The 26,511-nt window shown below is 43.8% G+C and carries 26 protein-coding genes; 5 read left to right on the plus strand and 21 right to left on the minus strand.

Annotated features, from left to right (window positions below; all coding sequences use genetic code 11):
- Positions 1-297: 297 nt before the first annotated feature.
- From ITG12_RS19785 to ITG12_RS19830, 10 genes are all read right to left on the minus strand, one after another.
- Entirely contained in the window at positions 298-1,017 is a 720-nt protein-coding gene (locus tag ITG12_RS19785; protein WP_248874827.1) for a hypothetical protein, read from the minus strand.
- A gap of 1,078 nt (positions 1,018-2,095) precedes the next feature.
- The gene (locus tag ITG12_RS19790) at positions 2,096-2,251 is read right to left on the minus strand and encodes a YoaH family protein (protein ID WP_080774323.1); all 156 of its coding nucleotides are present in this window, start codon (positions 2,249-2,251) and stop codon (positions 2,096-2,098) included.
- A 42-nt stretch (positions 2,252-2,293) separates the two neighbouring features.
- The gene (locus ITG12_RS19795) at positions 2,294-3,415 is read right to left on the minus strand and encodes a conjugal transfer protein TraF (protein WP_054755312.1); all 1,122 of its coding nucleotides are present in this window, start codon (positions 3,413-3,415) and stop codon (positions 2,294-2,296) included.
- 59 nt (positions 3,416-3,474) lie between these two features.
- Positions 3,475-4,356, minus strand: coding sequence for a DUF2861 family protein (locus ITG12_RS19800; RefSeq protein ID WP_038870714.1), 882 nt, complete (start codon positions 4,354-4,356; stop codon positions 3,475-3,477).
- A 9-nt stretch (positions 4,357-4,365) separates the two neighbouring features.
- The gene (gene vxrB, locus ITG12_RS19805) at positions 4,366-5,028 is read right to left on the minus strand and encodes a response regulator transcription factor VxrB (protein ID WP_038870712.1); all 663 of its coding nucleotides are present in this window, start codon (positions 5,026-5,028) and stop codon (positions 4,366-4,368) included.
- Entirely contained in the window at positions 5,003-6,424 is a 1,422-nt protein-coding gene (gene vxrA, locus ITG12_RS19810; protein WP_161625078.1) for a sensor histidine kinase VxrA, read from the minus strand. The genes vxrB and vxrA overlap by 26 nt, the downstream gene beginning before the upstream one ends.
- A gap of 220 nt (positions 6,425-6,644) precedes the next feature.
- Positions 6,645-8,039: a Re/Si-specific NAD(P)(+) transhydrogenase subunit beta gene (gene pntB / locus ITG12_RS19815; RefSeq protein ID WP_038877385.1), complete on the minus strand. Its 1,395-nt coding sequence runs from the start codon at positions 8,037-8,039 to the stop codon at positions 6,645-6,647.
- Between the two features lie 12 nt (positions 8,040-8,051).
- On the minus strand, positions 8,052-9,608 hold the full coding sequence (locus ITG12_RS19820; protein WP_038870707.1) for a Re/Si-specific NAD(P)(+) transhydrogenase subunit alpha: 1,557 nt from the start codon (positions 9,606-9,608) through the stop codon (positions 8,052-8,054).
- A gap of 435 nt (positions 9,609-10,043) precedes the next feature.
- Entirely contained in the window at positions 10,044-10,325 is a 282-nt protein-coding gene (locus tag ITG12_RS19825) for an HlyU family transcriptional regulator (protein ID WP_038877383.1), read from the minus strand.
- Between the two features lie 50 nt (positions 10,326-10,375).
- Entirely contained in the window at positions 10,376-10,744 is a 369-nt protein-coding gene (locus tag ITG12_RS19830) for a late competence development ComFB family protein (protein ID WP_038870703.1), read from the minus strand.
- Between the two features lie 255 nt (positions 10,745-10,999).
- Between ITG12_RS19830 and ITG12_RS19835 the strand changes: the two genes are divergently transcribed.
- Positions 11,000-12,244, plus strand: coding sequence for a GGDEF domain-containing protein (locus ITG12_RS19835; protein ID WP_038870701.1), 1,245 nt, complete (start codon positions 11,000-11,002; stop codon positions 12,242-12,244).
- Positions 12,245-12,289: 45 nt separating this feature from the next.
- Here the strand turns inward: ITG12_RS19835 and ITG12_RS19840 are convergent, their stop codons facing one another.
- The 3 genes from ITG12_RS19840 to ITG12_RS19850 all read right to left on the minus strand — a co-directional run bounded on the left by ITG12_RS19840 (position 12,290) and on the right by ITG12_RS19850 (position 15,339).
- Positions 12,290-13,264, minus strand: coding sequence for a Solitary outer membrane autotransporter beta-barrel domain (locus ITG12_RS19840; RefSeq protein WP_248874829.1), 975 nt, complete (start codon positions 13,262-13,264; stop codon positions 12,290-12,292).
- Between the two features lie 129 nt (positions 13,265-13,393).
- Positions 13,394-14,344 carry a Solitary outer membrane autotransporter beta-barrel domain gene (locus ITG12_RS19845; RefSeq protein ID WP_063344336.1) on the minus strand — a complete coding sequence of 317 codons (951 nt, stop codon included), beginning with the start codon at positions 14,342-14,344 and terminating at the stop codon, positions 13,394-13,396.
- A 35-nt stretch (positions 14,345-14,379) separates the two neighbouring features.
- Positions 14,380-15,339 (minus strand): diguanylate cyclase, encoded by a 960-nt coding sequence (locus tag ITG12_RS19850; protein ID WP_038877400.1) that lies wholly within the window; start codon positions 15,337-15,339, stop codon positions 14,380-14,382.
- Positions 15,340-15,523: 184 nt separating this feature from the next.
- Here ITG12_RS19850 and ITG12_RS19855 point away from each other — a divergent pair, with 184 nt between their 5' ends.
- Positions 15,524-15,961 (plus strand): DUF3069 domain-containing protein, encoded by a 438-nt coding sequence (locus ITG12_RS19855; protein WP_038870697.1) that lies wholly within the window; start codon positions 15,524-15,526, stop codon positions 15,959-15,961.
- 74 nt (positions 15,962-16,035) lie between these two features.
- Here the strand turns inward: ITG12_RS19855 and modC are convergent, their stop codons facing one another.
- From modC to ITG12_RS19875, 4 genes are all read right to left on the minus strand, one after another.
- The gene (gene modC, locus ITG12_RS19860; RefSeq protein ID WP_038877381.1) at positions 16,036-17,142 is read right to left on the minus strand and encodes a molybdenum ABC transporter ATP-binding protein ModC; all 1,107 of its coding nucleotides are present in this window, start codon (positions 17,140-17,142) and stop codon (positions 16,036-16,038) included.
- Entirely contained in the window at positions 17,139-17,828 is a 690-nt protein-coding gene (gene modB, locus ITG12_RS19865) for a molybdate ABC transporter permease subunit (protein WP_039977772.1), read from the minus strand. The genes modC and modB overlap by 4 nt, the downstream gene beginning before the upstream one ends.
- A gap of 11 nt (positions 17,829-17,839) precedes the next feature.
- Entirely contained in the window at positions 17,840-18,592 is a 753-nt protein-coding gene (gene modA / locus ITG12_RS19870; protein ID WP_248874831.1) for a molybdate ABC transporter substrate-binding protein, read from the minus strand.
- A gap of 90 nt (positions 18,593-18,682) precedes the next feature.
- The gene (locus ITG12_RS19875; RefSeq protein ID WP_248874833.1) at positions 18,683-20,134 is read right to left on the minus strand and encodes a cobyric acid synthase; all 1,452 of its coding nucleotides are present in this window, start codon (positions 20,132-20,134) and stop codon (positions 18,683-18,685) included.
- 163 nt (positions 20,135-20,297) lie between these two features.
- On the opposite strand from ITG12_RS19875, the gene ITG12_RS19880 reads away from it, so the two are divergent.
- Together ITG12_RS19880 and ITG12_RS19885 are read left to right on the plus strand one after the other, a co-directional pair.
- Entirely contained in the window at positions 20,298-20,669 is a 372-nt protein-coding gene (locus tag ITG12_RS19880; protein WP_248874836.1) for a NirD/YgiW/YdeI family stress tolerance protein, read from the plus strand.
- A gap of 166 nt (positions 20,670-20,835) precedes the next feature.
- Positions 20,836-21,366 carry a hypothetical protein gene (locus ITG12_RS19885; RefSeq protein WP_038870690.1) on the plus strand — a complete coding sequence of 177 codons (531 nt, stop codon included), beginning with the start codon at positions 20,836-20,838 and terminating at the stop codon, positions 21,364-21,366.
- A 94-nt stretch (positions 21,367-21,460) separates the two neighbouring features.
- Here the strand turns inward: ITG12_RS19885 and ITG12_RS19890 are convergent, their stop codons facing one another.
- The 3 genes from ITG12_RS19890 to ITG12_RS19900 all read right to left on the minus strand — a co-directional run bounded on the left by ITG12_RS19890 (position 21,461) and on the right by ITG12_RS19900 (position 24,351).
- Positions 21,461-22,138 (minus strand): ATP-dependent zinc protease, encoded by a 678-nt coding sequence (locus ITG12_RS19890; protein ID WP_038870689.1) that lies wholly within the window; start codon positions 22,136-22,138, stop codon positions 21,461-21,463.
- Between the two features lie 12 nt (positions 22,139-22,150).
- On the minus strand, positions 22,151-23,338 hold the full coding sequence (locus ITG12_RS19895; RefSeq protein ID WP_061034705.1) for an amino acid aminotransferase: 1,188 nt from the start codon (positions 23,336-23,338) through the stop codon (positions 22,151-22,153).
- Positions 23,339-23,493: 155 nt separating this feature from the next.
- Entirely contained in the window at positions 23,494-24,351 is an 858-nt protein-coding gene (locus ITG12_RS19900) for an AraC family transcriptional regulator (protein ID WP_061034706.1), read from the minus strand.
- A gap of 152 nt (positions 24,352-24,503) precedes the next feature.
- Between ITG12_RS19900 and ITG12_RS19905 the strand changes: the two genes are divergently transcribed.
- Positions 24,504-25,889 carry an MATE family efflux transporter gene (locus tag ITG12_RS19905; protein ID WP_039977765.1) on the plus strand — a complete coding sequence of 462 codons (1,386 nt, stop codon included), beginning with the start codon at positions 24,504-24,506 and terminating at the stop codon, positions 25,887-25,889.
- Between the two features lie 139 nt (positions 25,890-26,028).
- Here ITG12_RS19905 and nrdG read toward each other — a convergent pair whose 3' ends face one another.
- Complete coding sequence (gene nrdG, locus ITG12_RS19910; protein ID WP_248874839.1) at positions 26,029-26,499, minus strand: anaerobic ribonucleoside-triphosphate reductase-activating protein; 471 nt, start codon at positions 26,497-26,499, stop codon at positions 26,029-26,031.
- Positions 26,500-26,511 lie beyond the last annotated feature (12 nt).

Consider the following 26,511-nt stretch of genomic DNA (forward strand, 5'->3'; position numbering starts at 1 on the left):
CTATGTAAATCGTCATTAGTGTGGGGTCGAGTTTAATCCTTTATGCGCCAACATTACGCGAAGCTTTTAGAACCAATACGCTTTCTCGAACGTCTTGCAGTCCTTTGATGAGTAACCATCTGGTATTTCAGATTCATCCCCATCAGCGCAAACATCACAAGTGAATAAGACTTTAACTTGGGCTAGTTCTACCCAAGCACCCTACACTTCTATATGGTTTTGGCGATTTACCACGGATAGTGAATTACCAATATAAGCTATTTATCCCAGAGTGACTTGCCTTAAAAACAAAAAGGTTTAGCTGTTTTCAGTATCAAACAATGTTTTTGCCAAACCGGTGGCGACATGACTATCACGATGCGTAGTTTTGTTTTTCCAGTTCGAATTGTCATTCAAGAAATAGTTGTTATGGAACGCGAATAGAGCACGTTCTACCATTGAAGGAGTATTCTCTCCGAACTCTTCCATTGCCTTCTTTCTAAATGCGGTCACTAACTGCTCATTGGAGTATGCTTTTTCGAGTTGCTGCGTTGTTGTAAATCCAAGGGCACCGGAAATCTTGGAATCTACGATCATTAAAGGGAACGCACTGTCGTGGCTCCAAAAATAAGCATGCTTAGTTGCGAACGATTTGCCAATTCCGTCGAGCTTACAGAACTCATCTATGCACTTGATATTGCCATCGACTGCGAGTTGGACCCCAAGCATGTACTGTTCAAATGCTCTTACATCATCTTCTAGCACTTGTCGTGGGGCATCTTTCCCTTTCATTGGTACATAAAACAACCTTCCAGATGGACCACCCCAGCAATAAATGAGATCAACGATTCTAAGTATCGTTGATTTGTCGAATTGCTTTTTACTGATCATGGAAAAAATTTCGTCCATACAGGCATTTAAGTCACCATTGAAATGCATGTATTTTCTAGAGTTAACGTTGGAATAAGTTGTCTTTTTTCCTACGGTCTCATACCAGGTCGTGTACCAGAATTGATAATCGATTTCGGGAAACTTCACTGTCACTTTCCTTTTTTGGGTTACTGGTTTTGTCTGCGCCCGTAGTAACTAGTTTTACTCGGTTCTCGATACCATAGAGTTAAAAAAGCCGAACCCCATCGCCAAGGGTTCGGCTTTTTAGTTGGCTTCTCACTGATCATGGAAACGTATGTAGTAACATTTTCGAAGCCGTCTAGGTCAATAGACGTGCCTAAGGTATCGGTTCAGCGCACGTTGTGTAAATCATCATTAGTGCAGGTCTGAACTAGATCGAAAGGTTTAAGCGCTTATTAGATTCTACTTACATATTGTTTAGACACACTATACATAACTCGTCTCTCCTGCCGTTTTTATTTGGCCCTCAACACTAACGAACTAAGTATCTACCATGCAGCAAAAGGCTTAAGAATTAACTGCAAACTTTACTCATCAATAGTTCACCCCATTCAGCATCTCACTTTTACCTTATAACGTTACAGTGTAATACGTAAGTAAAATTGCGTTTATATCTCCAATGTAGGCCAGTGATCATTTTTTGAAAAAAGTTGCGCTCATTCCATCTAAATCTCACGTTGAAAAACACCGTTTACTCATTCTCTTTTTCTGTTTTAAGTACGGTTTCAGATTTGGTTCGGTTTTAGTCCGCAAGTACTCACTGTTTTCATAAGTACCATTTTATATGTCTAAATTTTCTGCCAATCAAAGTGACGGCGTCTCTTTTATGTTTTTGCAGAATATTTCACTATTGGATATGGCCATTGAATTCGTTACTGTAATTAAATTACAGAACGAGGTGGGAGTGTTTTATTGCTTGAATGATTATCCTGAGTTAAGTGTTTGTATTTAAAGGATTATGTTTAACTTGCTGTGCTTGCGCAGTGTTTTTACCTGCATTTCAAAGTGATGGTTAATGGTGTCTAGTAAAATTTTACTAACTTATTATGGCAGGTGTTTCTACTCCACTTTTGAACTGCTTGGTTACGTGGTAACGTTGAATTTGTTTAAGGTAGTGTGGTGAAAAGAAGGGGAGTTGTTTGATTTAGCGATATATGTGAGGGGCGTAAAAAAGCAGGGTCTGTGCCCTGCTCTTTGTAATTTCTTAGTCTTGTTTCTTCGCGGCGTATTCTGCTCGAATTTGCTGGGCTACGATCTTAATCGCTTCTGCGGTACTGGTACCCTTCTGCATTAATTCTTGAATACGTTCTACAGCTTGTTGCTGTTCTTGATGAGACAGAGGTGGTAAATCGTCAAACATAAAAAAGCTCCTCAATATGAGGAGCTGACTATAACGGCTCGCTTAGTAGGTCGCAAGGAAATTAATCGAAGCACCCATTGCGTTTTCATTGGTATATTGCGCTGCAATATCAAGTTCGATTAAGTTCAAAGGTGACAAACCAATACCCGCCGTGATCGTTCCCTCGTCACCTGAACGTGCAAGGTTCTTCATGTATCCCCCACGCAGTGCTAGCTGACGAAGTACGTCAATTTCAAAACCGGCTCGAACCATTTGCGTGTTGTCATCAAAGGTAGAGAACTTCTTCTCTTCATTCAAATCGTAGTCAACGCTGAAGCTGAAGTAATCTGCGACATATCCGGCACCTACGGTGTAGACTGGTCGCATGCTGTATTCGTAGGATTGAATGGTATCGCCGTTGTAGGTGAAAGATTTTGTTTTCACGTCGCGACCGATTAAGTTTTTCGCTGAAATACCTAAACGGTAAGGACCAAAGAACCACAATGCACCCGCATCAAGGTTAAACATGGTTTCTGCAGTTTCATTTTCACGCAAATCTTTGGTATCGAACGCAGCAAAGCTTGTTGCGTAAGAGTAAGTGTAGATGCGCTGTAGTTTTGGTGTAATACCAAACGACAAATGCTGATTCATGAAGTTGGTGTATTTAGCGAGGGAGATCCCCGCTTCTGCCACACCAATAGAGACGCCGCGCACGTAGCTATCATTTAACGGGTCACCACTTGCCGTGTCGATAGTCGGTTCAACGAAAGACTCGGTATATAATTTTCCGTAAGCTGTTGCAGATAAGAATTTATTAGGAATACCAACGGCGACGACACCACCAAGGTCAAAATCCATCTTTTGCCCGTTAATCGCGTCTAAGGAATTTACGATTTCTGTTGGATCGGTCAGCTTACCTATGCGTTCGATTTCGTCGATTAAACCGTCTTGATCGTTATAGTTAACGCCAAAACTTGGCACGATCATACCTGCATCATCATTACGACGGTAGATTGCCGTTAATGCCGGGTTAAAGAATGGTGCAGTTAGGTAAGAGGCTGATACGGTGCCGACTCCACCCATTGCGTCACTACGAGCTTCGATTGCGTAAGTGCCAGCAAAAGCAGCGCTAGAGCATAACGCTGCTGTGATGGTCGTGGTTAAAATTTTGAATTGTGTCTTCATACTACACTTGTGATTTCGTTCGTCCTGAACTTATATCGGCACAAGTGTAATTTCTTTAGCTATTCTTCGAGAGAAACATCATAAGTTCGGCTAATAGTTTGAGCCTGCTCAACAATAATGTCACCTTGCCAACGTCGACTGTTAATGCTCACAGCTAACACATATCGGTCATTAGGGATTCCATCTAATTCGAGAGAATTTGGGTAATTAGATTCGTATGTCTTTTTCCATACTTGGTCATATTGACCTTCGACATAATCATAAAGGCCGACTTCTAGCTGTGGTAGCGGACAATGTGGGTTCCGTAACGCGCTCTTCTCTACTTTCCAGTTCTCTTTTGAAGTCCAACGAACATATTGTGTCGAGTTTGAATCGCCTAAGATCACCCATGTACGGTAAGTACGTTTGTCTTTTGTCGTCACTGATAAGTGATATAAGCCCGCATCCAACTTGCCTGTTAGATTGTAGCGTTTTAAAAAGCTGCGTTCATTTGCCAGTTCTGCGCCTTCCGGTTGCTCTTCAAAATTGAATGAGCTGTCTGCAGAGATCGTACTGTCGACCCAACGGCGGAAAGAGATGTCTTCAATATCCGTTGTTGCACGCAGCTTAACGACAAGTCGATAAGTATCTCTGCCTGGGCTTTGGATGGTTTGTCGAATAACGTTAATGCCGCTTATCCAATCAGGAAGCGTGACACCTGTTAATGATTTGCCGCAGTCTCTAGAAAGTGATTGTGCTAATAAATCATTGAGGTGCGGTGTGAGTTCTTTGTTTGGTTCACTTTGCCATAGTTCGACAAGGGAATTGAACATGCCACCAAGGTCATCTTCGAGCAGATGCTGGTGAGCTTGTGTCAGTGGTGTATTAGTTTGAAACCAGTCCGTAGCTTGGACTGGTTTCACTAATAGCAATGAGAGAACTACAGGAAGTAGTGTTTTCATTCTTTGCCGTTACGCTTTCATCTTGTAACCAACGCCACGTAGCGTTTCTATTTCTAGACCCGGTAGCTTTTGACGTAACTGAAGTACGTGAGTATCTACAGTACGCGTTGTTGGGAAATGGTTGTAACCCCAAACGTGATCTAATAATTCATCACGTGTAAATACGCGTCCTAAGTTAGATGCCAAGAACAGCAGTAGATCGAACTCGGTACGAGTCAGAGTGATCATTTCACCTTGGAATACGACTTCGCGAGTTGCGCGGTCGATCTCAAGGTCTTTGGTCATCACTTTGTCTGCATTACCCTGTTCCGCTGAATCTGGTGCGCGAAGTTGTGCTCGGATACGCGCAAACAGTTCCGCTTCTGCAAATGGTTTTGTTAAGTAATCGTTCGCACCAGAATCTAAACCCGCAACTTTATCTTTTACAGTAACCAGTGCAGTAAGAAGGATTACAGGGATATCTTTAATTTTTTTCCATTCAGGAAGAGATTGTACTGAGTCGCCGTCTGGTAGTTGGCGGTCCAGAATGACTAAGTCAGCCTTTTTCCATTGTGGCTCAACGTCTGAAATACGCTCCACATGTAAACACTCATATCCTGCTTGTTCCAGGCTTACTAACAGGCCGTCAGCCAAGTTTTTATCGTCCTCAACGAGAAGCAGTGTCTGTTTCACAAGGTATCTCCAATATAAAGGTTGTAGGTGGTCCCATTAGGGACATTTTTCCGCCCATGCGGCCTACCATTGATTCAACTATTGTTAATCCAAGCCCTAGTCCGCTCTTACTTACGAACGGCTTTCTTAGGTTTGCCCAATCTTTTGCAGTTAAACTGCCGGCATCTATGACTTGGATAATGATTTTATCCGCACTGGTTTCTACACATAGTTCGACCGGTGCTTTACCGTACTTCAATGCGTTTCGTAGCAAGTTATCGATACAGGTTCCGAGCCAATACACGTTAACTTTAGCAGCTACATCTTCGTTTATTTTGAAAAGTACAGCGTTATCAAATTCTTCTTCAATCTTATATTCTAGCCATTCTGCAACAGAAGGAACCCAGTCTGTTGCAAGCATTTGGTTATCAGATTGCAAATAATCTTTACTTGCCTCTGCTAACTGGCGTAATCGGCGCGTATCTTCGCATAATCGACGAAATTCGTCGTAAACGGTTTCTGGAAGATGTTCGAACTCACGACGGAAACCTTCAACGGTTAAAGACAAAGACGCAATCGGCGTTCTTAGTTCGTGAGTAAGAATTTGCAGTACCAACATGCGACTGCGCATTTCTTCTCGTTTGCTGTTCCAGCGGTACACTGCCCAGCCGATCACCAATAAGATGTTGGCAATCACAAGAATGATCATGCTGATCCGCAACACTTGCGAGTGATCTTCTACATCCCAACAAATGTTACCGCGTTTCACAAAGCAGCTTCGGCTTTCTGATGCGAGCCCGTAAGACAGACCAGCATTCGCAACGTTTTCTTGCCAAACATTTTTAGAGAAAACGAAGTAGTGATCACCGCGGCGTAGCCAAAGCTCCTTCCCTTCAATGAACATGCTCGCACCAGCGATGAGTGCGTTTATTGCATCATCATCCATGCTTTGCAAGCTTTCTAGCAGTTCATCGCCATCATCGTTAGTGCGCTCTTTAATGTGCATGTACTGTGCAAGCTTAGGGCGCAGTTCTGGATATTTCTCAGCGTAACGAGCTGCGTAAGTGCCGCCTCCTGGGTGAATCAACCCACTACGAGAAAACCAACGTGGTGTGAGTTGCGTTCCTTTACATAAGGCTCGAGTAAACACCAAAGGTTCCGTAATTAAAGGACTTAACGGCAGTTTTCCGCGACATGTGTTCGCCAAGCGATACAGCTGTTGAATGTCTTTTAGCGGATAATCGGCCGTTTGTGGCAACATTGAGTCCGGTGAAAGCAATTTGGTTGGGTAGTTCGATTGCAGTATGCGTATATCATACGATTTAAGAGCCACTTCATAATTAAATAGCTCTGTAAACGTATCTATTCGTTCTGGTAATGAATCTGCAAATGCGCTTGCCGAGAAAAGTGGCAGCATTAAGGCAGAACGGAGCAAAAACTGTTTAATCAAACTGTTACCGGTACTTGTTACATTAGCCAGAACTATACATCAATCTAAAAACAAATGACATTAGGCAGCTTAAGGATTTGCAGTACTATAACATTGAAAGCCCACAAAAAAAGGCCAGCGAATGCTGGCCTTGATGAGTTTTAAAGCAAATACTTCCTTTCGAAGCAGATGCTGATGTCCCCTACGCTTACAGTGCTTTAGAGATTGCTTCTACGCTCTCTTTCGCATCACCGAACAACATCGATGTATTCTCTTTAAAGAACAGTGGGTTTTGAACGCCTGCGTAACCTGTATTCATTGAACGCTTGAATACGATGACATTTTGCGCATTCCAAACTTCTAATACTGGCATACCAGCAATCGGGCTGTTTGGATCTTCTAGTGCCGCTGGGTTTACTGTGTCGTTTGCGCCGATGACCAGAACCGTATCTGTTGCTGGGAAGTCGTCGTTGATTTCGTCCATTTCTAGTACGATGTCATACGGTACTTTCGCTTCAGCCAATAGAACGTTCATGTGACCAGGTAGACGGCCAGCTACTGGGTGAATACCAAAGCGAACTTCAATGCCTTGAGCTCGTAGCTTGTCTGTGATCTCATGTACTGGGTATTGAGCTTGTGCCACTGCCATCCCGTATCCTGGGGTGATGATTACGGACTTCGAGTTTTTCAGCATTTCAGCAACTTCTTCAGCTGATGTTTCGCGATGTTCCCCCTGTTCTTCGTCACTTGAAATCACTACTTCTTGACCGAAGCCGCCTGCAATTACGCTTACAAACGAGCGGTTCATTGCTTTACACATGATGTAAGAAAGGATGGCACCTGAAGAACCAACCAGCGCACCAGTCACGATCAATAGGTCGTTTGCTAGCATGAAGCCTGCTGCCGCAGCCGCCCAACCGGAGTATGAGTTCAGCATTGAAACAACAACCGGCATATCTGCACCACCTATTGATGCCACTAAGTGGTAACCGAATGCAAAAGCAATCAGTGTCATCAAGATCAGTGCGAACATGCTGCCGTCTGCTTTTACGAAGTAAATCATAAGCAGTGTTGAAACAACGATCGCAGCGAGGTTCATCTTGTGTTTGTGAGGTAGGTTAAGTGGTGAAGAAGAAATGATCCCACGAAGCTTACCAAACGCTACGATAGAACCAGTAAAGGTTACCGCACCGATGAACACACCAAGGAATACTTCTACAAGGTGGATAACGTGCTCTGCGTGAATACCAGCAAGATCTGTTGATACTGGTGCTGGTGGCTCTAGGTAACTGTTGTAACCAACAAGTACCGCGGCCATACCCACGAAGCTATGTAGAATCGCAACCAATTCTGGCATTTCTGTCATTTCTACTTTCTTCGCGTAGTGGATACCAATACCACCACCGATCACCATCGCGATGATGACCCATGCAAAGCCTTCGGCACTTGGGCTGAAAATTGTCGCAATAAGCGCAATTGCCATACCAGCAATACCGTAGTAGTTACCATTTCGTGCTGATTCTTGTTTAGAAAGTCCCGCGAGACTTAAGATGAAAAATAGCGCAGCAATAATGTATGCCGCTTGTACTAATCCTGCAGACATTGGTAACTCCTATTATTTGTCTTTGCGGAACATTTCAAGCATACGTTTGGTCACGGTAAAGCCACCAAAGATGTTTATGCTTGCAATGAGAACAGCAATGAATGATAGGAAGGTAACTACACCATTACCTTGACCAATTTGCAGTAGCGCACCCACTACGATGATGCCGGAAATCGCGTTTGTTACCGACATAAGTGGTGTATGCAGTGCGTGAGTCACGTTCCAAACTACGTAGTAACCTACCACACACGCCAATACGAAAACGGTGAAGTGTGATAGGAATGCAGCCGGAGCGACTGATGCAACCCAGCCAAACGCACCCAAACCAATAACCAGTGGTGCGAATTTCTTAACTGGTGAAGTTGGCTCTTCAACTTTCGGCTCTTTTTTGACCGGTTCTTGGGTTTTTGCTTGTGGTTGAGCAGAAACTTGAATCGGTGGTGCCGGCCAAGTGATTTCGCCTTCTTTCACGACGGTCACACCACGTAACACAACGTCTTCAAAGTCGATATCGATGTTGCCATCTTTCTCTTTGCACAACAGTTTTAGAAGGTTTACAAGGTTGGTTGCGTAGAGCTGAGAAGATTGCGTTGGCAGACGGCCTACCATGTCAGTGTAACCAACGATTTTTACGCCATTGGATGTCGTGATGACTTTGTCTTTTTCTGTATATTCACAGTTACCGCCATTGGCAGCCGCCAGATCAACGATCACGCTGCCCGCTTTCATGCTGTCGACCATTTCTTTGGTGATCAACGTCGGTGCTGGGCGGCCAGGAATTAGCGCCGTAGTGATGATGATATCAACATCTTTCGCTTGCTCAGCGTATAGCTCAGCCGCTTTCTTGTTGAACTCATCAGACATTTCTTTAGCGTAACCGTCACCTGAGCCTGAGTCTTCTTTGAAATCTACCGTCAGGAACTCAGCGCCCATCGATTCGACTTGTTCTTTCACTTCAGGACGAACGTCGAACGAACGAACGATTGCACCAAGGCTACCAGCCGCACCGATTGCTGCTAGTCCTGCGACACCTGCACCTGCAACTAACACTTTAGCCGGTGGTACTTTACCAGCGGCAGTAATTTGGCCAGTGAAGAAACGACCGAATTCATGAGCAGCTTCAACCACTGCTCGGTAACCGGCGATGTTAGCCATAGAAGAGAGTGCGTCTAATGCTTGCGCACGTGAGATACGAGGAACGGAGTCCATTGCGAGAACGTTGATGTTCTTGCTTGAGAGCTGTTCCATTAACTCCGCGTTTTGCGCTGGCCAGATAAAGCTAACCAATGTTGCGCCATCTTGTAACAACGCGATCTCATCGATGCCATTTTCTTCATCAACATGAGGCGCATTCACTTTAAGAATTAAGCCTGATTGCCATACTTCGTCGCTAGATACAATTGTCGCCCCTGCTGCTTCATAAGCCGCATTGTCGAAACTGGCTAGCACCCCCGCTTGTGATTCGATTGCGACATCGAACCCCAACTTAATTAACTGCTCAACCGATTTAGGTGATGCAGCTACTCGCGATTCACCCGCGAGTATTTCTCTAGGTACACCGATTTGCAAAACGCATACTCCTTGTATACATATCAATAATTAGTCCCAAAACAGAGCGTTGCTCTACTCTAATTCTTTTTTATTTCTATCTGTTTACTACGCAAGAAAACGCAAACGAATGATGGTGTTTTGGGTCACCCATTTGCACAGTCAAATCTTGACTAACAGCCCTGTTATTCTTCTGTTTTTAACGAACGTCCATCATGACTTCAAGTATTTTGTAATAAAAATACTAAATTTCATTACATATAACGCTAAGTAATGAATAATTCTCTACTTCGCACTGAAAAATAACAACGATTAGCGCCACTAGACAGAGGTCTAACCAGATGAATGTTAAGTGGTTAATTTAACAGGTAATTAAGCCATAAAAAGAAAGAGAGCCATCAGCATATACACTAATGGCTCTCTTGGAGATGATTCGAATCAAGTTGCAGTGAGTTCTTAATTGAAGATTTTTTCACCCATTTGGTCGATGAACATCTGCGCTTTTTTCAGCATCAGCTCGTTGGCGTCTTGTTCTGACCCTATCAAGTCGGAACGAATAAAGCGGTGGGTTTTCACTTCTCCATCGAACTCTTTCTCAATCCGTCCTGCAATGCGGTACTGACCACCTTCTGAAATACTCTCTTGGTAAATCAAAAAGCCTTTATATTCGACGGGGTCTACGGTTTTAACTGCGGCAGTTTTATCACCACCACCAAACAAGCGCGAAAAGAATCCCACAATTCCTCCTTGGGCATGCCTTATCTATTTAAGACTGATTAAGACACTCATTACTTAATGTTGACGTTGAGAATTGGCTTCTCAAACCAATCCAGTTCTTTGTCTTCATCATAACTGGTATGCGAGAAAATTACAGGTACATCATTGTTACGATTCGTGCGTCGATCTTCTTGCACCATTGCTGCTGCATTTTCTACCGCGATATAGACACTATCTTTAAACTGCGTCAGTTTACGCTCAGGTAGAGCAGACAGAAAATCGATATCATGGCGGATATAAACTGGTTTTAATTGGATCAGCGCCAAGCAAGCGATGTCAGCTAACTGTTCATGATCAAACTGATCGACGTATCGCTCTGAAGAGAGTTCTTGCCCTACGAGGGTCTCCATATAATTGTGTACATCTGAACTGATTTGCATCGATTTTTCTCCTTTGCTCAACACTACGAAATTATAGCAGTCACAACTATCGTGCAACTTGTTGATTGGTCTTAATTTAATCAACCTCTCTCTTTTTGTAATCATCGACTGTAAAACACTTGGAAAATTCGCAAATACACGTATTCTTGTTAGTTTTGAAAGCGTCAGAATATATACTGCCCACACACGGTATTAATTGAATGCTTAATGTAACTCTTTAGATATACTCAACTATTTGCAGGTGATTTGTAGTAGATGGCTTCATCTTTAATGACCTCTCCAGGCTTTCGGTTTCTATTTCCAATAATACTGTTGGGTATGATCAGCTTGGGTATGGATAGCATCATTCAGATGACTCAGTCTAACTGGGGCATTGCTTCGAATTTGCCATATATTTTGTTGGGCTGTGCGCTGTTAATGTGTTACTCATTCAAGCAAGGTCGCGAGTCTATGGTTTGCATTGCCATGCTACTTGCCTACTTCGTAATCCAACATCGCCTACAAGTTCCGCTTCAAACGGGAACTGCGCTTTTAGAGCTCACCATTTTAGCGAGTCTTTTACCCGTCTCTTTCCTAGCGGTGTTTCTGTTCAATAAAGAAGGTTTCGATTCCAAAGCCACGTTAGCCTACATTTTTGTGCTGGTTATGTTTGTCTTTTGGTCCTATGTGACGCTGACCTATTACGTAGAAGGTGGATTCGATGAGTGGACCAATGGCATCTTGTTTATTGTTCCCAAGGTTTCCAAACTTCCTCTAGTACTTGTGCTCTATTGCGTTGGTATTGTGTGCTTCCTTGGCATTTTGGTGCTGAAGAAGAATAAGATCATTCATGCGATGACTTACTCTGCGATGGTGTTAGCCTCGGCGACGTTTATCTTCTTCGACGTCCAATATATCTCTAGCACCATGTTTACACTAACGGGCCTATTGATCATCATTTACTCCACATCGGCGAGCCATCAACTGGCTTTTACTGATAGCTTAACGCTCATTCCTAGCCGTCGTGCGTTGGATCTGGACCTTAAGCATATGGGACGTAAGTTCACCATTGCGATGCTGGATGTTGATCATTTTAAGAAGTTTAATGACACCTACGGCCACGACACCGGTGATGATGTGTTAAAGATGGTGGCTTCGCGCCTAATGAAGACACAAGGTGGAGCAAAGGTGTATCGTTTTGGTGGTGAAGAGTTCACCATTGTCTTTAAAGGTAAGTACACCGAAGACTGCGAAGCTCATGTGGAAGAAGTTCGCGAATTGATTGCTGAATATGAAATGATTCTACGCGATCAAGACAGTCGACCTGATGACAACAAACAAGGCCGCAAAAAGCGCGGAAGTGCTGATTCAAAGAAAAAGACCGTATCTGTCACTGCGAGTTTTGGGGTTGCAGACAGCCGTAGTGCACGAAACCCAACTGACGTGATTAAACTTGCTGATGACGCCCTGTATAAAGCCAAAAAAGCGGGCCGAAACTGTGTGAAGTTCTGCCACGCTTAATTGTCCTATTTTCTGCTTACAAGAGTCGTTGAAATCTGAAAAGCGTTAAACTTGGTTGAAGAACATGACCAAACTACCCCCTTTAAACGCACTGCCATAGTTGAGACTCATCCCTACACCTATGTTCACCACAAATGGGATTTTAATCGGTGGTGTCATAAGCCAACCCATACTCGCTTCATAGTAGTGATCCGTGTTTAACGGTTTCTTGGTATCGCCACCTATGTCAACTCGGTTGAAGCTGGTATAAAACGACTGAACCATGTTTTGCCATATCGCTAGACGGTGAAAGACCTTTACGCCATTAACCCAATACCAGCCTTCAGGGTTAATTACGTTGTCACCTTTTCCGAGATTGACACCAACGCCGTTAAAGTAATGTGGTGAAGACCAAAAGTACCATTGACCAAAATGACCATAAGGGCTGTATTTTAGTGTCGCATTGACCTCGCCGACCATTGCTAACGCGTTGGTATTGACATAAATACCATCGATTTGGTCACGATAATCCTCCAACGTATCACTACGATAAGCGTAATCATTTTGGTAGTACATGATGTGCGTTCCCGCCGCTGCGCCCAACGTGATATTGCGATTCAAATAAGCCTCTTGCTCAACTTCTAAGTAGCCACCCAAAACAAGCTCATCAAGGTCGTCAGGAATGTCGGCATTTAACGCGGACACTTTTTGTTGAGAAGAAAGCAGGTAGCCTCGCCCGTTCACGTTTGTCTGGTATGGGGAATAACGGTAATTGCTCGCCGGAATACTGAATGGCAACGACAATACGGAGATTTTCTTCCGAAGGTCGACGGATTCGTTATCACCTAAAGAATCATCATCGAGATTGAGGTATTCGTTAGGGTCAAAGTTTGAGAAGCCAAAGGTGAACACATCACTGTCTGAAAGGACAATGCTGGAGGCGAAGTTATAATCGAACTCTTTTTGCAGCTGCTTTTCAACGGTGCTGGAATAAGATGAAGTAGAAGCGAAACACATCGCCAAACAAGCCAACTTACGCATAACTTTTATAGGTTTGTTATTGTCGTTCCATGACTTGGTTTATGTGCTTATGTTCCTATTAAGCAAAATGGGGCGCGATTTTGGCTCGCCGAGTGAGGAAATGCAATGGTTTTCTTTGCCATTGCGGAATTACTCCTGATTAAAGAACAAAACAAGGCTTCCGCCTTTTAGTGCACTGCCGTAATTGACGGACAGGCCGAGACCTATGTTATCAATCCATTCGCTTTTAAACGGTGGTGTCATTAACCAACCAAAGCTTGCTTCATAGTAGTGTGAGGTATTCATCGGTTTACTCGTATCACCGCCAACATCAACTCGATTGAAACTGGTGTATACAGACTGGACGGTTCTGCCCACTTTGGTGATGTCGTAAAACAATTTGACGCCGTTCACCCAATACCAGCCTTCTGGGTTTCCTATATCGCCATTATTTCCTTCACCCCAACCCATTCCATAAAAGTAATGTGGCGACGACCAAACGTACCATTTCCCCCAATTTTCATTTTCGAGGTACTTGAGTTCTGCATTGACCTCTCCGACCAACGCCCAAGCATCGGTATTGAGGTAAACTCCCTCTATATATGGCTTAAGGTTATCGAGCGCATCACTACGGTAGGAATACTCGTTGCGGTAATACATCAGGTGAGCTCCGGCGGCGCCACTCAATGATAGATGTTCTGTGAGTTGGTTTTGTTGTTCAATTTCGGTGTAAGACCCTAAGATAAGCTCTTTGTTTCGATCGGGCACTTTGTCTTCATTGACGGTCACATCTTGGTCGATACCTAACGCATATAATCGACCTTTGAGATTATATTTAACTGGGGCAGTTTTATCTTCAGAAAGAGATAAGTGATAAGGAAGTGTGGACAGCGCAACCTGTTTTCTCAGGTCGACAGAGTCTTGGGTACCAATATCTTCATTATCAATATTAAGATATTTATTGGGGTCGAAATCATGAAAGCCTAAGGTAAAGACATCACTGTCAGAGAGCACAATGCCAATCGCGAAGTTGCGCTCAAACTCTTTTTGTAGCGTTTGCTGTACGGGATTTGCGTGACAAAAACTAGAGATAAGTGACATTGTCACAGCGATGGTTTTGCAATTAAACTTCTGAATCAACTAGCATTTACCACAGTGTATGTATTTCTTCCTAGAGACTTTGACGAATAAAGCGCTCTATCTGCCGTTGCGTACAATTCTGCTATGTTGTCTTTACCTGTGGGTTGAAAGGCAAAGACCCCTTGTGACACCGTCACTCTATTTGCAATGCTAGAGTATGCATGTGGATAGTCGAGGAAGTACATGGCCTCTTGCACGCGTTCAGCTTCCCTTTCTGCAGTTTTCGCATCCGTGCTATTGAGCAGAATGACAAATTCTTCCCCACCATAACGCCCGACATACTCTCCAGAACGACAGAACGTTGCTTTGAGTTGATTCGCAATAGCTTGCAGACAGCGATCCCCTTCTATGTGCCCATAGTTGTCATTGAACGGCTTAAAGAAATCAACGTCGAGTAAGATGAGGGCCATTGGCATATGATGACGGCCATGCCAAGCAATCATGGTTTCAAACTTTTGATCGATATAGCGGCGGTTATACAACTTCGTTAGACCATCTTCATTGGCTTGCTGTTGTAATCTTGAGTTCATCTCTTCTAGTTGTGCGGTCGCCTGTTTCAGCTCTCGTCTCATGTGAGCAATACGTTGCATTGCCATCAACTTAGAATTAAGAACAAGCTTGTCGACAGGTTTGATGAGGTAATCATCCCCGCCGGCCTCAATAGCTTTGGCGATCATTTCTGGTTCCTCATGGCTACTGAGGAAGATGATTGGGATCCAGTCCGGGAACGTTTCTCTGATATGAAGTGATACTTCAAAGCCATTCATGTCTGGCATAGCGATATCTAGCAGAACCAGTTCTGGGTCGAAGCTTTCATAAGTATTTAATGCTTCTAGACCACTTCCAACGGCTTTAACAATATGACCTTGTTGTTTCAAACGGATAGCCAACTGCATTCGATCCAGCTGAACGTCATCAACCAGTAGAATGCGCATCGATGTCCCTGTCGGTTGCATAGCGCGTCCCATTCTTTTGTAAGTCTTTATTAAACATATATCATACTCACGAGATTGTTGCATTACGCCACTCATTTAGTGCTATATTTTTTTGTTGAGTGGTCACGGAATCAAATGCTTCTTATGGTAGCTATTTGATGCATTTGGTATTAATATTCCCGCCTTTTGTAACGAGAGACACACCATGTCAGAAGCAACTAACAACGAAAGCAAAAAAATCGATCTAGAAACCATTTCTCCTGAACTACGTAAAGTTATCGAATTTGACGAAGTTCCAGAGCAAATGTTCGAGATGGTTACCTCTATCCATGAAGTGTCTGAAGAAGCTGTTCGTGCGTCTTGGGACGAAATGCCTGCAAGTGCACAAAACATTCTGGACAACTTTGAGCAATTCCACGCTCTAGTAACGGTTGGCCAAGCATTCGCTGGTCTAAACGTAATGGAAGAATTCCCAACGCTTAATCTGCCTGAAAATATGACAGATGAAGACAAAGAAGACTACCGTTCTCAACTTCTTGACAATGTTCTTCACAACTGTGTGAAAGACATGGTTAAGCAACTTAAGAAAGCGCGTCGCGATCCTCTTCTTAAGCGTGAATTTAAAGAAGTATTTGTGAAGTAATTCTTCCCATTTACTTCAGTTAAGTTAAAGGCCGCAATTGCGGCCTTTTTTATTTCGTATAATCTGGTTACGTGCTAGTGATGCGCCAACGAGATATCTCTCTGCGTTACACTGACCCCTTTTACTTGTGCATACACCATGTCACCGACTTTTAAATTCAAATCATCCAACGCCCAAGGCGTAATGGTCGCCCATAAGTGGCAGTCAGTATCTAACTTCAGCGATACCGTAATACTTTGTTTGTCTTCGCCAGCATTGAATTCTTCAATGGATGCAACGGTCGCTGACAGTACATTACGAATAGACGTCGCAACTGGTTTTTCCAAAGCTATAGAGACATCATTGGCACGCACTTGCAGGCGAATTGACGTATCTGGCTCACCATCGACCTTTTGAACCCACAAACAAGCCTTCGGTGCGAGCTTTACGCACGTTAACGCGTATTTGTCATGATGGGTCGCAATTTTGCCCTCAAACAAGCTACTGTGATCGGAAAATGACTGCCATGGACGCATCGCATGAGACGCCCACACTTCTTCAAGCTTACCTGACGTCATGATTCGTCCCTTGTCGAGAATCGAAAGGTGTTGGGCCAAGCGTAGGATTTCTTGCAAGCTATGCGTAACGTACACGATCGGAATGTTGACCTGCTCAGACAACTCTTCTAAAAATGGCATGACTTCTCGCTTACGTGGCATATCTAAGGAAGCCAAAGGTTCATCCATCAAAAGCAGATTAGGCTTAGAAAGTAGTGCTCGCGCAATGGCTACACGTTGCTTTTCACCGCCCGACAAAGAAACTGGGAAGCGTTTTAATAGTGGTTTAATAGCAAGTAATTCTGTGACCTTATCGAAATACTCTTCATCTTTTTCTACAACACCATAGAGCAAGTTTCCTTTTACTGAATAATGCGGAAACAAGCGAGAATCTTGAAATACATAACCAATTTTGCGCTTATGCGTCGGTAGATTAATACCCGCATCACTATCGAAAAGGATGTGCTCGCCAATCGCCACTTTGCCTTGCTGTGGTGTAACTAATCCACTAATAACGTTAATTAGAGTCGTTTTTCCGGCGCCGGAACGACCAAATAGCGCACTTATTCCGTTACGCGGTAACGATAGATTAATGTCAAAGTTGGTTTCACCAAGTGATTGTTTAAATTGAATTTCTATACTCATCGCTTGGCCCCCAGACGCGCTGCGGCTTTACGATTTAACCATTCTGAGATCATTAACGTCGACAGAGCTAAGGCAATAGAAATGATGCACAAGCGCGCGGCCTCCATTTCAGCACCAGGCGTTTCTATAAAGTTGTACATAGCTAGTGGGATGGTTTGCGTTTCCCCTGGTATGTTCGAAACGAAGCTGATAGTGGCACCGAACTCTCCTAAACTGCGTGCAAACGAGAGCATGGTACCAGTGATGATTCCAGGAATAGTTAACGGAAGCGTAATTGTGACAAAGACTTTTAACGGCGACGCTCCGAGGGTTGACGCTGCGTGTTCTAATTTGGGGTCAACCGTATCTAAACTCAATCGGACCGAACGGACCATTAATGGTAAGGCCACGACGATACAGGCGATGACGGCCCCCTTCCAGTTGAAACTGAATATTAAACCAAAGTGTTCATATAGCCACCCACCCAAGTATCCTTGACGACCGAGAGAGATCAGTAGCAAATAACCAATAACCACAGGAGGTAATACGAGTGGAAGATGAATCAAGCTATCTAATATGGACTTACCGATAAACTCTTTTCTAGACAGTAACCAAGCGAGAGCTACGCCTATTGGAATCAACCAAACGACGGCATAGGTGCCGACTTTTAGGCTTAGCATTAAGGCTTGGTATTCAAGTTCTGACACTCTGATCCCTTTTATTGAAAACCGTAATGAGCAAAGACTTGTTTTGCTTCATCCGACTTCAAGTACTGGAAGAATTGTTTTGATTGTATTGAGTCTTTCACAATCGCGGCTGGGTAAACGATGTCTGCGTGGGTATCGCTTGCAAATTCTCCAACTATTTTCACCTTAGTTGTCAATTGTGCATCCGTTTTGTAGACCACTCCCAACGGGGCTTCCGCTCGCTCTACTAGCGCAAGTGCAAGACGAACGTTCTTTGCTGGAGCAATTTGACGTTCTAGTACTTTCCACACGCCAAGGTTAGTTAAAGACTCTCTTGCATACATTCCGGCAGGAACGGACACTGGATTGCCTAGAGCAAGGCGGTTGCCGTCCAGTGCCTCATTCCAAGCATCAGCATCAGAGAAATCAAATGTTGCAATACTGCTATTTTGCGGCGCAATGACAACGAGGGAATTTTGCACTAAAGTAGTGACGTTGTCACTCTTTACGGATTTTGATTTTACTAGGTAATTCATCCATTTAGTGTTTGCAGAGATAAACACATCGGCTGGTGCGCCATTTAGAATTTGGCGAGCAATGGATGATGAACCACCGTATACAGGTGTGACTGATACATCGTATTTTTGCTCGAATTTTTGAGCAATATCATCAATCGCATTAGTCATTGACGACGCTGCATAAATTTTTAAGTCAGTTGCCGCGTTTGCTGCTGATGAAACGCTCAATATTGCCACTAGGCAAGCATGAATTTTCCATGCTTTCATAAAAACACTCCGGTGCTAGACAGGCAGAAGATGAATGAGTGGAAAGCAATCTCCACTTTTATTTATGCTTCAGACAGTTAAAAACTGGTTTTATTTGAACAGAAAGTCAAGATTCATATGTTGTTCTATCGCATCTGCAATTCGATTAATGCCCTGTTCTTTGAGCTGTTCAAAGTCTTGTTGTTTGATTTGAGTGCCGTTTACCCATTCTGAAACAAGGCTCAAGACATCTGCCTCATCGAAGAAGCCGTGTAGGTAGGTTCCCATGATTTGGCCACATTCACTAAGCGCGCCTTCTGCTTCGCCAGAATTTAACTTGATAGGTTGAGCGCCCTGCACTTCACTTCTTCCCACATGGATTTCATAACCTTTCACATTAGCTTTTTTGCCGTTAAGAGAAAGCTCTGCTCGTGTGTTTGTAAGCTGTTTGCTATCGGTTAGAGTTGTTGTGATGTCTAACAAACCAAGGCCTTCACTACGACCAGGCCGGCCCTCTACACCATTTGGGTCATCAATTACGTTGCCAAGCATTTGGTAGCCGCCACAGATGCCAATGACTATGCCGCCCAAGCGAATGTGGCGTTGAATGTCTTTGTCCCACCCTTGGCTACGTAGATAATCCAAATCGTCTCGGACTGATTTAGTACCCGGCAAGATAACGAGATCGGCTTTATCGATCTTCTCACCTTTGCCAACGTAGCGAAGGTTAATGTCTGGATTTAGACGCAACACATCAAAATCAGTATGGTTACTAATGCGCGTTAAAACTGGTACCACGACATTGAGTTTCACTTGTGAAGACAGCTCTTGCTGATCCGTAATAGCATCTTCTGCTTCAAGGTTTAACCCGTGAAGGTACGGCAATACTCCGAGTACAGGTTTGCCCGTTTTCTCTTCTAACCAATCAAGACCAGATTCAAGCAAGCTGATGTCGCCACGGAAGCGATTAATTACGAAACCTTTAACGCGCGCTTGTTCAGATTCGGATAGCAACGCTAGCGTCCCGTAAAGATGGGCAAACACGCCACCGCGGTCGATATCTGCAATAATAATGACGGGAACGTCTGCTTCCTCGGCAAATCCCATGTTGGCGATATCATTTTCTCTTAAGTTGATTTCTGCTGGACTGCCAGCGCCTTCAATCATCACGGATTCGAATTCTTCGGTCAGTTTAGAGAAAGAGTCTAATACCGTGCCCATTGCGACTTTTTTGTAATCGTGAAAGCCGACAGCGTCCATATTGGACAATGCTTTACCTTGTAAGATAATTTGAGCGCCCGTATCGCTGTTTGGCTTAATCAACACAGGGTTCATATGAACCGTAGGCTCGACGTTGCAGGCTTGCGCTTGAACGGCTTGAGCACGTCCAATCTCACCGCCATCTTTCGTTACTGCACTGTTTAAAGCCATGTTCTGCGGCTTGAACGGGGCAACTTTTATCCCTCTACGAGCTAATACACGGCATAAACCTGCCACAAGGACGCTTTTTCCGGCATCTGAAGTTGTGCCTTGAACCATTAATGAAGGGATTGGTGATTTCATGAACGTTTATTAAGAGAAAAAAGAAGGTGAACAATCATAACGTTATCTCAGCATAGGACTCAAGAAAATGAATCGAATATGAATGTTCGAATCAGTAATGGTTCAAATAAGGTTTGTTTTAATAGCACCATCAAAACGAACACTTTAATAGAGAAACCAAATTATGAAAAACACTGTTATCGCTACTATCGCTGCACTTGCTATCGCTCCTACTGTTGCAATGGCTAAAGACCACAACCACGGTCAATCAAGCATTCAATTTAATGGTCCTGTAACGGTTGAAAAAGTCGATGCATTGATTAAAGACTCAAGCATGTTCACTGAGAAAGACGTGGTTGTAGAAGGCAACCTACTTCGTCAAACACGCTCAGACCAGTTTATCTTTAGCGATGGCTCTGGCGAGATCATGGTTGAGTTGGACGACGACATCCGTCTAGCGACACCAATTGACCAGACTATAAAAGTTCGTCTATTTGGTGAGTTTGAAGGCGGTAGTAAGCCAGAGATCGAAGTTGAACACTTAGTGGTGATGTAAGCACTGCTCTCTTGCCGCTTAATTGGGCGTCATCACCATGATCATAAGCACTCTGTCCTAGTGTTTAAGGTGACGGGAAACACCTGAAATGATATTTTGTAAATATTGGTCTGCATTTTGCAGACCTTTTTTTCGTTCGTATTATTTTTCTTGCCCGGAGACACCCATGCTAGGTAAAGCTCTAAAGGTTGCTGCCTTTGGTTTGTGCGCTGTTTTGCCACTTTCTGCTCACGCAAACAATTTCAACTACAACACAATGGAATTCCGCATGGGTACCAGCCCAGGTACGTTTGGTGGGGAAGTCACAACCTACTTTACTGAAAATACGCATTTTATTGGACGTGCTGATAGTGAATTCAGTGGTGATTGGGATGTTGCAGGCGGTATTGGCTTCAATGGTCCTGCAGGCCAATTTGCTGATATTTATGGTCAAATGTTGGTTCACAACATCAAACAAGACAATGGCGACGGTGATGAGTGGAAAACAGAAGTAAACATCGGCACTCGAGTCTGGTTTATGCAGAACATTGAACTACATGGTCGTATTGGCCAACTGATTGACAACGATGACTCTAAGACTATCTATAACCTAGGTGCACGCTTTCACTCTACGCAACAACTGTCGTTGGGTGCGGATTTAAAAAATAACGGTACTTACGGCCAACAGCTTGTTTTATCAGCACGCTTTGCCTACTAAGTTGTTCGATATTAAAGTTCAGTAACGTATTGATATTATGTAAAAAAGCCTCTCGGGTGAGAGGCTTTTTTTGCGTGCTACGTGAAGCAAAGATTTACTTGCCGCTTGGCTTGTTTTGAACATACTTCTTAGATACGTCTACAACAGCAACGTCGCGGAAGAAGCTTCGACCAAGTAGGATTGGGAAATTCATGTGGCCTCGCTCAGCCAGTGTGAATTCCGTTTTCTCTTTTAGGTCACCAACTTGAATGTAAGCCACAACAACAGCGCGCTTATCTACTTCTTCTGAAGAGGATTGACGAACTTTTGCCCAACGTTCAACAGGTAACTTGAACTCTTTGCTCGCTTTACCATTAATATCGATTTTGAACTTAACCCAGTCTTTACCATCTCGTTCAAACGGCACTATTTCTGTCGCACTGATTGATGATGTGGTTGCACCGGTATCGACGCGACCTTTAAATGTTTGGTCAATGTCTGGTACATAAACCCACTCTTCCGAACCAAGGATCAACATGCCATCAGGTGTTTTCTTTGCCTGCGGTGGTTTTGCCGGTTTAGGATCGGGTTTCTTCTCGGGCTTAGTTTCCGGTTTTTGTTCCGGCTTCACCTCGGGTTTTGGGTCTACTTCTGGTTTTACATCCGGTTTTTCTACCGGCTGCTCCACGACTGGTTTTTCTGGCTCAACAGGCTCAGTGGTCGTCGGTGTCGACGTACAAGCAATAAGACCGCCGCTCATCATTAGCGGCAGAATCAGTTTCCAGTTCTTCATTAACTCTCCCAATTAACGTTGAGATATTTTTTGGATCGCGTCAGCAACGTAAGGAATATGAGTTTCGGTTAAACCAGCGATGTTGATACGACCATCACCGACACCATAAATGCCATAATCTTCACGCAGTTGCGCCATTTGGTTTTCACTAAAGCCTAGCACAGTAAACATGCCTTTGTGACTCTCAATGAAATCAAATTGATCTGTATTATGGTTGTTTCTCAATTCGTTACACAAAGTTTGACGAAGATTCAACAAGCGCTGCTGCATTTCGTTCAATTCTTGTTTCCAAACGGAAGTGAGGCTTGCATCTTGAAGAATAGTTTTTACTAATGCTGCGCCGTGATCTGGCGGCATAGTGTATGTTGAACGTGCTAGCGTAAGCAGTTTACCTTTCGCATTCGCCACATCTTTTGCATTCTTGCCGATCACAATCGCTGCACCGGTACGTTCACGGTACAAACCAAAGTTTTTAGAACAAGAAGTCGTGATCAGCATTTCTTCAACGTTGTCAGCCATAAAGCGAAGACCTTTTGCGTCTTCTTCTAAGCCGTCACCAAAACCTTGGTAAGCAATATCTACGAATGGCGTAAAACCATTTTTTTGAGAAAGCTCAGTGATTGTCTGCCACGCTGAAAAATCAATATCTGCACCCGTTGGGTTGTGGCAACAACCATGCAGAAGTACTACATCAGAAGGACCAGCTTTAGAAAGGTCTTCGAGCATTTTTGCTGTATCGACTTGCTTGGTTTCTGAAGAGAAGTAATGGTAGAACTTAACTTTCAGCCCAGCCGCTTCCATCACTGGTTTGTGATTTACGTAGCTAGGGTTTGAAATCCAAACCGTTGTATCTGGTTGTGCGACCTTCATTAGGTCACCCAGCATACGCAATGCACCACTTGCTCCAGGCGTTTGAATAGCAGCAACGCGATCTGTGGCTGATGTTCCCGTTAGAAGGAGGTCGATCATGCTTTGGTTGAATTCTTCACAGCCTGCAAGACCAACATAAGACTTAGTCTTTTGGTTCTCAACGACCACTTCTTGTGCCATTTGAATGGCTTTCATGATTGGTGTTTCGCCAGCGCTGTTTTTGTATACGCCAATACCAAGGTCAACCTTGTTAGGGCGTTCATCGCCGCGGTATGCGACGGAAAGAGATAAAATAGGATCTAATACAGGAGTTGGTAGATTAGAAAGCATGAAAGTCATAACCCTTTGAAATTCAAGTATCGAACCTCACGGTAACACTTTCGTTAAAAATGGCGAAAGGATTTTTAACGGATTTCATCAATTAGAGGACAAAATACTGGGAACGAACGCGTTTTATGATCTCAATCGGTTATAAAAAGAACGATTCACTCATCCGAGTTTAAGTCAAGTTTACCATTCTTTCTAAATTCACGTGGGGTCATGCTCGACCAGGCTTTAAAACGGGTACTGAAGTTCGCACTAGTAGGATACCCCACGATTTCACCAATGTGTTGAATTGACCATTCTGTCGAACGCAACAATCGAGCTGCATATTCCATCCGCATGCGTGTGAGATGTGCTATCGGACTTCTTCCAAATTGTTGCTGAGTTAAACGATGAAGGTGCGGCTCAGAACAAGGATATAACGCTGCGAGTTGTTCAACTGTCCAATCTTTATGAAGTTGCCGTTGCACTAGATCGAACACACGTCGTAGTTTTAATTGATTACGCGAAAGGGAATCTGAGTGTGGCATATTTAGCATAAGCTCTAATTGAGCAACACTGTGAGCTCCTACCTCACCTCCGTAGTCAATAGGCAAGTTGATACTGCGCAGTAGCGTTTGAATGCAGGAATACAGCACTTCTGGTGCAGGGGTCAGTTGGTATTCGATCTCTTCATTAACCATTGGCCATTCTTTATCTTGTGAAAGGAAAACCCAAGCGATTTGCCATGTTTCATCTTCCATCCCAAATCCATTTTCCGTTCCAGCTGGAACAATTACTAATGACCCCGGTTCTAACTCATATCGACATGCCCCGCTCTCTAGCCAACCTCTTCCACGGACGGTGTATAACAACATGTGCTTTTTTTGGTTTTTGCGATAAACGGAAAAAAAATCTCGGCAAGTAGCGATTCCACATTGGACAATACCGCGTTCTTCAAGCGCAAGTACACGGGTATGATCGATGAATTCTTGATAGGTTTTATCTGAAATGGTGTAGCGTTCTTGTTTTTCTTCCATGATTCATCGACTCACTAAGGTACTTTCGTCTCGGAGTTAGAGTAACTCCCACAGAGACTGGATAGTTTCGCAAAACTATTGGATGTCTTTGAAAAATACACCGCTAAATCATGTGGATAAACTACTCGCATTATTCTTAGAGGAGAAATGCGATGCTCTTAACACGTCAATACATAGACAAAGCATTTTGGAAAAAACTGGTTGCGATTGGCGTTCCTGTCTCGCTCCAATCTATGCTGTTTTCGTTGCTCGGAGCCGTGGATATCTTCATGGTTAGTCAACTTGGTGAGTCCGCTACCGCAGCGGTGGGTGTCGGTAACCGAATCTTTTTCTTTAACCTTGCTGTGGTGTTTGGTTTGTGTGGGGCTGTAACGGTTTTAGCCTCTCAATATTATGGTTCGGGGAACCTTGCGGGAATAAGACGAACACTCGCTCAATCTTGGTTTATTTCGTTGGTCGTGACCTTGCCGTTTATCTTGTTGTATGTGGTTTACGACAAAGAGATTGTCTCTTTTATGGCGGACGACCCCGAGTATGTTGGGTACGCGAGGGAATACTTGGTGGTAACTGGATTGAGTTTGATTGGCACAGCTGTCGTTGTTCCCATTGAATCGGTGTTGAGATCAGTCGGTGAAGCTAAGATGCCGACTTACGTCAGTATTGCTGCCATTGTTGTAAACATCTTCCTCAATGCAGTTTTGATCTTCGGTTTACTTGGTTTTCCACAATGGGGCGTGTTTGGCGCAGCTGTGGGGACTTTGATTTCTCGATTCTTTCAAACGGCGATTCTGGTTTATTTCTTCTGTCGTCGATACGCGTATCTGCTCCCTACCCGTTCAGATTGGCGTGAAGGTACAATAAAGAAGTATCGGAACAAATATTTCAAAGTCTCTATGCCAATGCTGATCCACGATGCGTTGTGGACCGGCGGCCTGATTATCTACAGCATCATTTACGGTCAATTAGGCGTAACCGAACTGGCGATCATCTCTTTCCTATCGCCGATTGAAGGCGTATTGATTTCAACCTTTATGGGATTCGCTGTTGCCGCGTCTGTGTTGCTTGGGAATGACATTGGCGCTCAGCAATATGACCGTGTTGAGAAGACCGCTTGGTGGTATGTCTTAACCAGCGCCGTGCTCGCAACTGTGTTGTTTTTTGCTGTATGGGTTAGCTCGCCTTTAATATTGAATTTACTGGAAATGAGCCCGCTCACAGACACACAAATGGCGCTGAATGTATGTTTAGTACTTGCGTTAGGCATGATACTGCGTGTGTTTAACATGGTTGGTATTGGGGGCGTATTAAAGAGTGGCGCTGATATTCGCTATAGCATTTTCATCGACACGTTTGGTCAATGGGCGATTGGTATTCCGCTTACCTACTACACTGGAATGGTGTTAGGTTTACCACTGCATTGGGTGCTGATGTCTCTACTGGTCGAAGAATTGGTAAAAGGCATTCTAACAACTCACCGAATTCAGTCTAAGCGATGGATTAATAACATGGTTGATGATGATTCCACTGTGACAGCGTAACTGAAGTGTTGTGCTATAGTAAGATCACAACAGCGCGACTCATCTATCGAGCAAAGCTTTAAAAGGACTCACACCAAAAGGGCACATTCGAATTATACGAATGTGCCCTTTTCATATTTAGCTTTCTTGTGTTTCACGCTTAAAGCTCAGTGAATCGATGGATAATTTGATTCGAGCTGCCTCGCCATTCTAGATTGAGGTCTCGTTTATCTTGCTCGTATTTGCCATCGATTAATGTGTCGATGTACTGAGTCACTTCGCGCTGTGCATCGTCTAATTCTTCAAGCGTGTAACCTGTCCAAACCCAAATATCTTTGCCTGGGCACTCTTCTCTTACGCGTTTTACAAGCTTAAGAATGTGCGGCACGTTCGCTGGATGCAAAGGATCACCACCAGACAGAGATAAACCACGGCGTTTGATGCGCGTGTCGTTTAGGTCTGCAATGATTTTGTCTTCCGCTTCTTGCGTGAATAACACACCAGAGCCCAAGCGTTGCGTCGACTGGTTATAACAGCCGCGGCACTGGTGTACACAGCCCGACACAAATAGCGTGCAGCGTGTACCTGGTCCGTTAACAACGTCAATTGGATAATATTGGTGGTAGTTCATAATCGTGCCTTG

Origin of the sequence: Vibrio sp. ED002, assembly GCF_023277445.1 — a bacterium.
Classification (GTDB): domain Bacteria; phylum Pseudomonadota; class Gammaproteobacteria; order Enterobacterales; family Vibrionaceae; genus Vibrio; species Vibrio jasicida.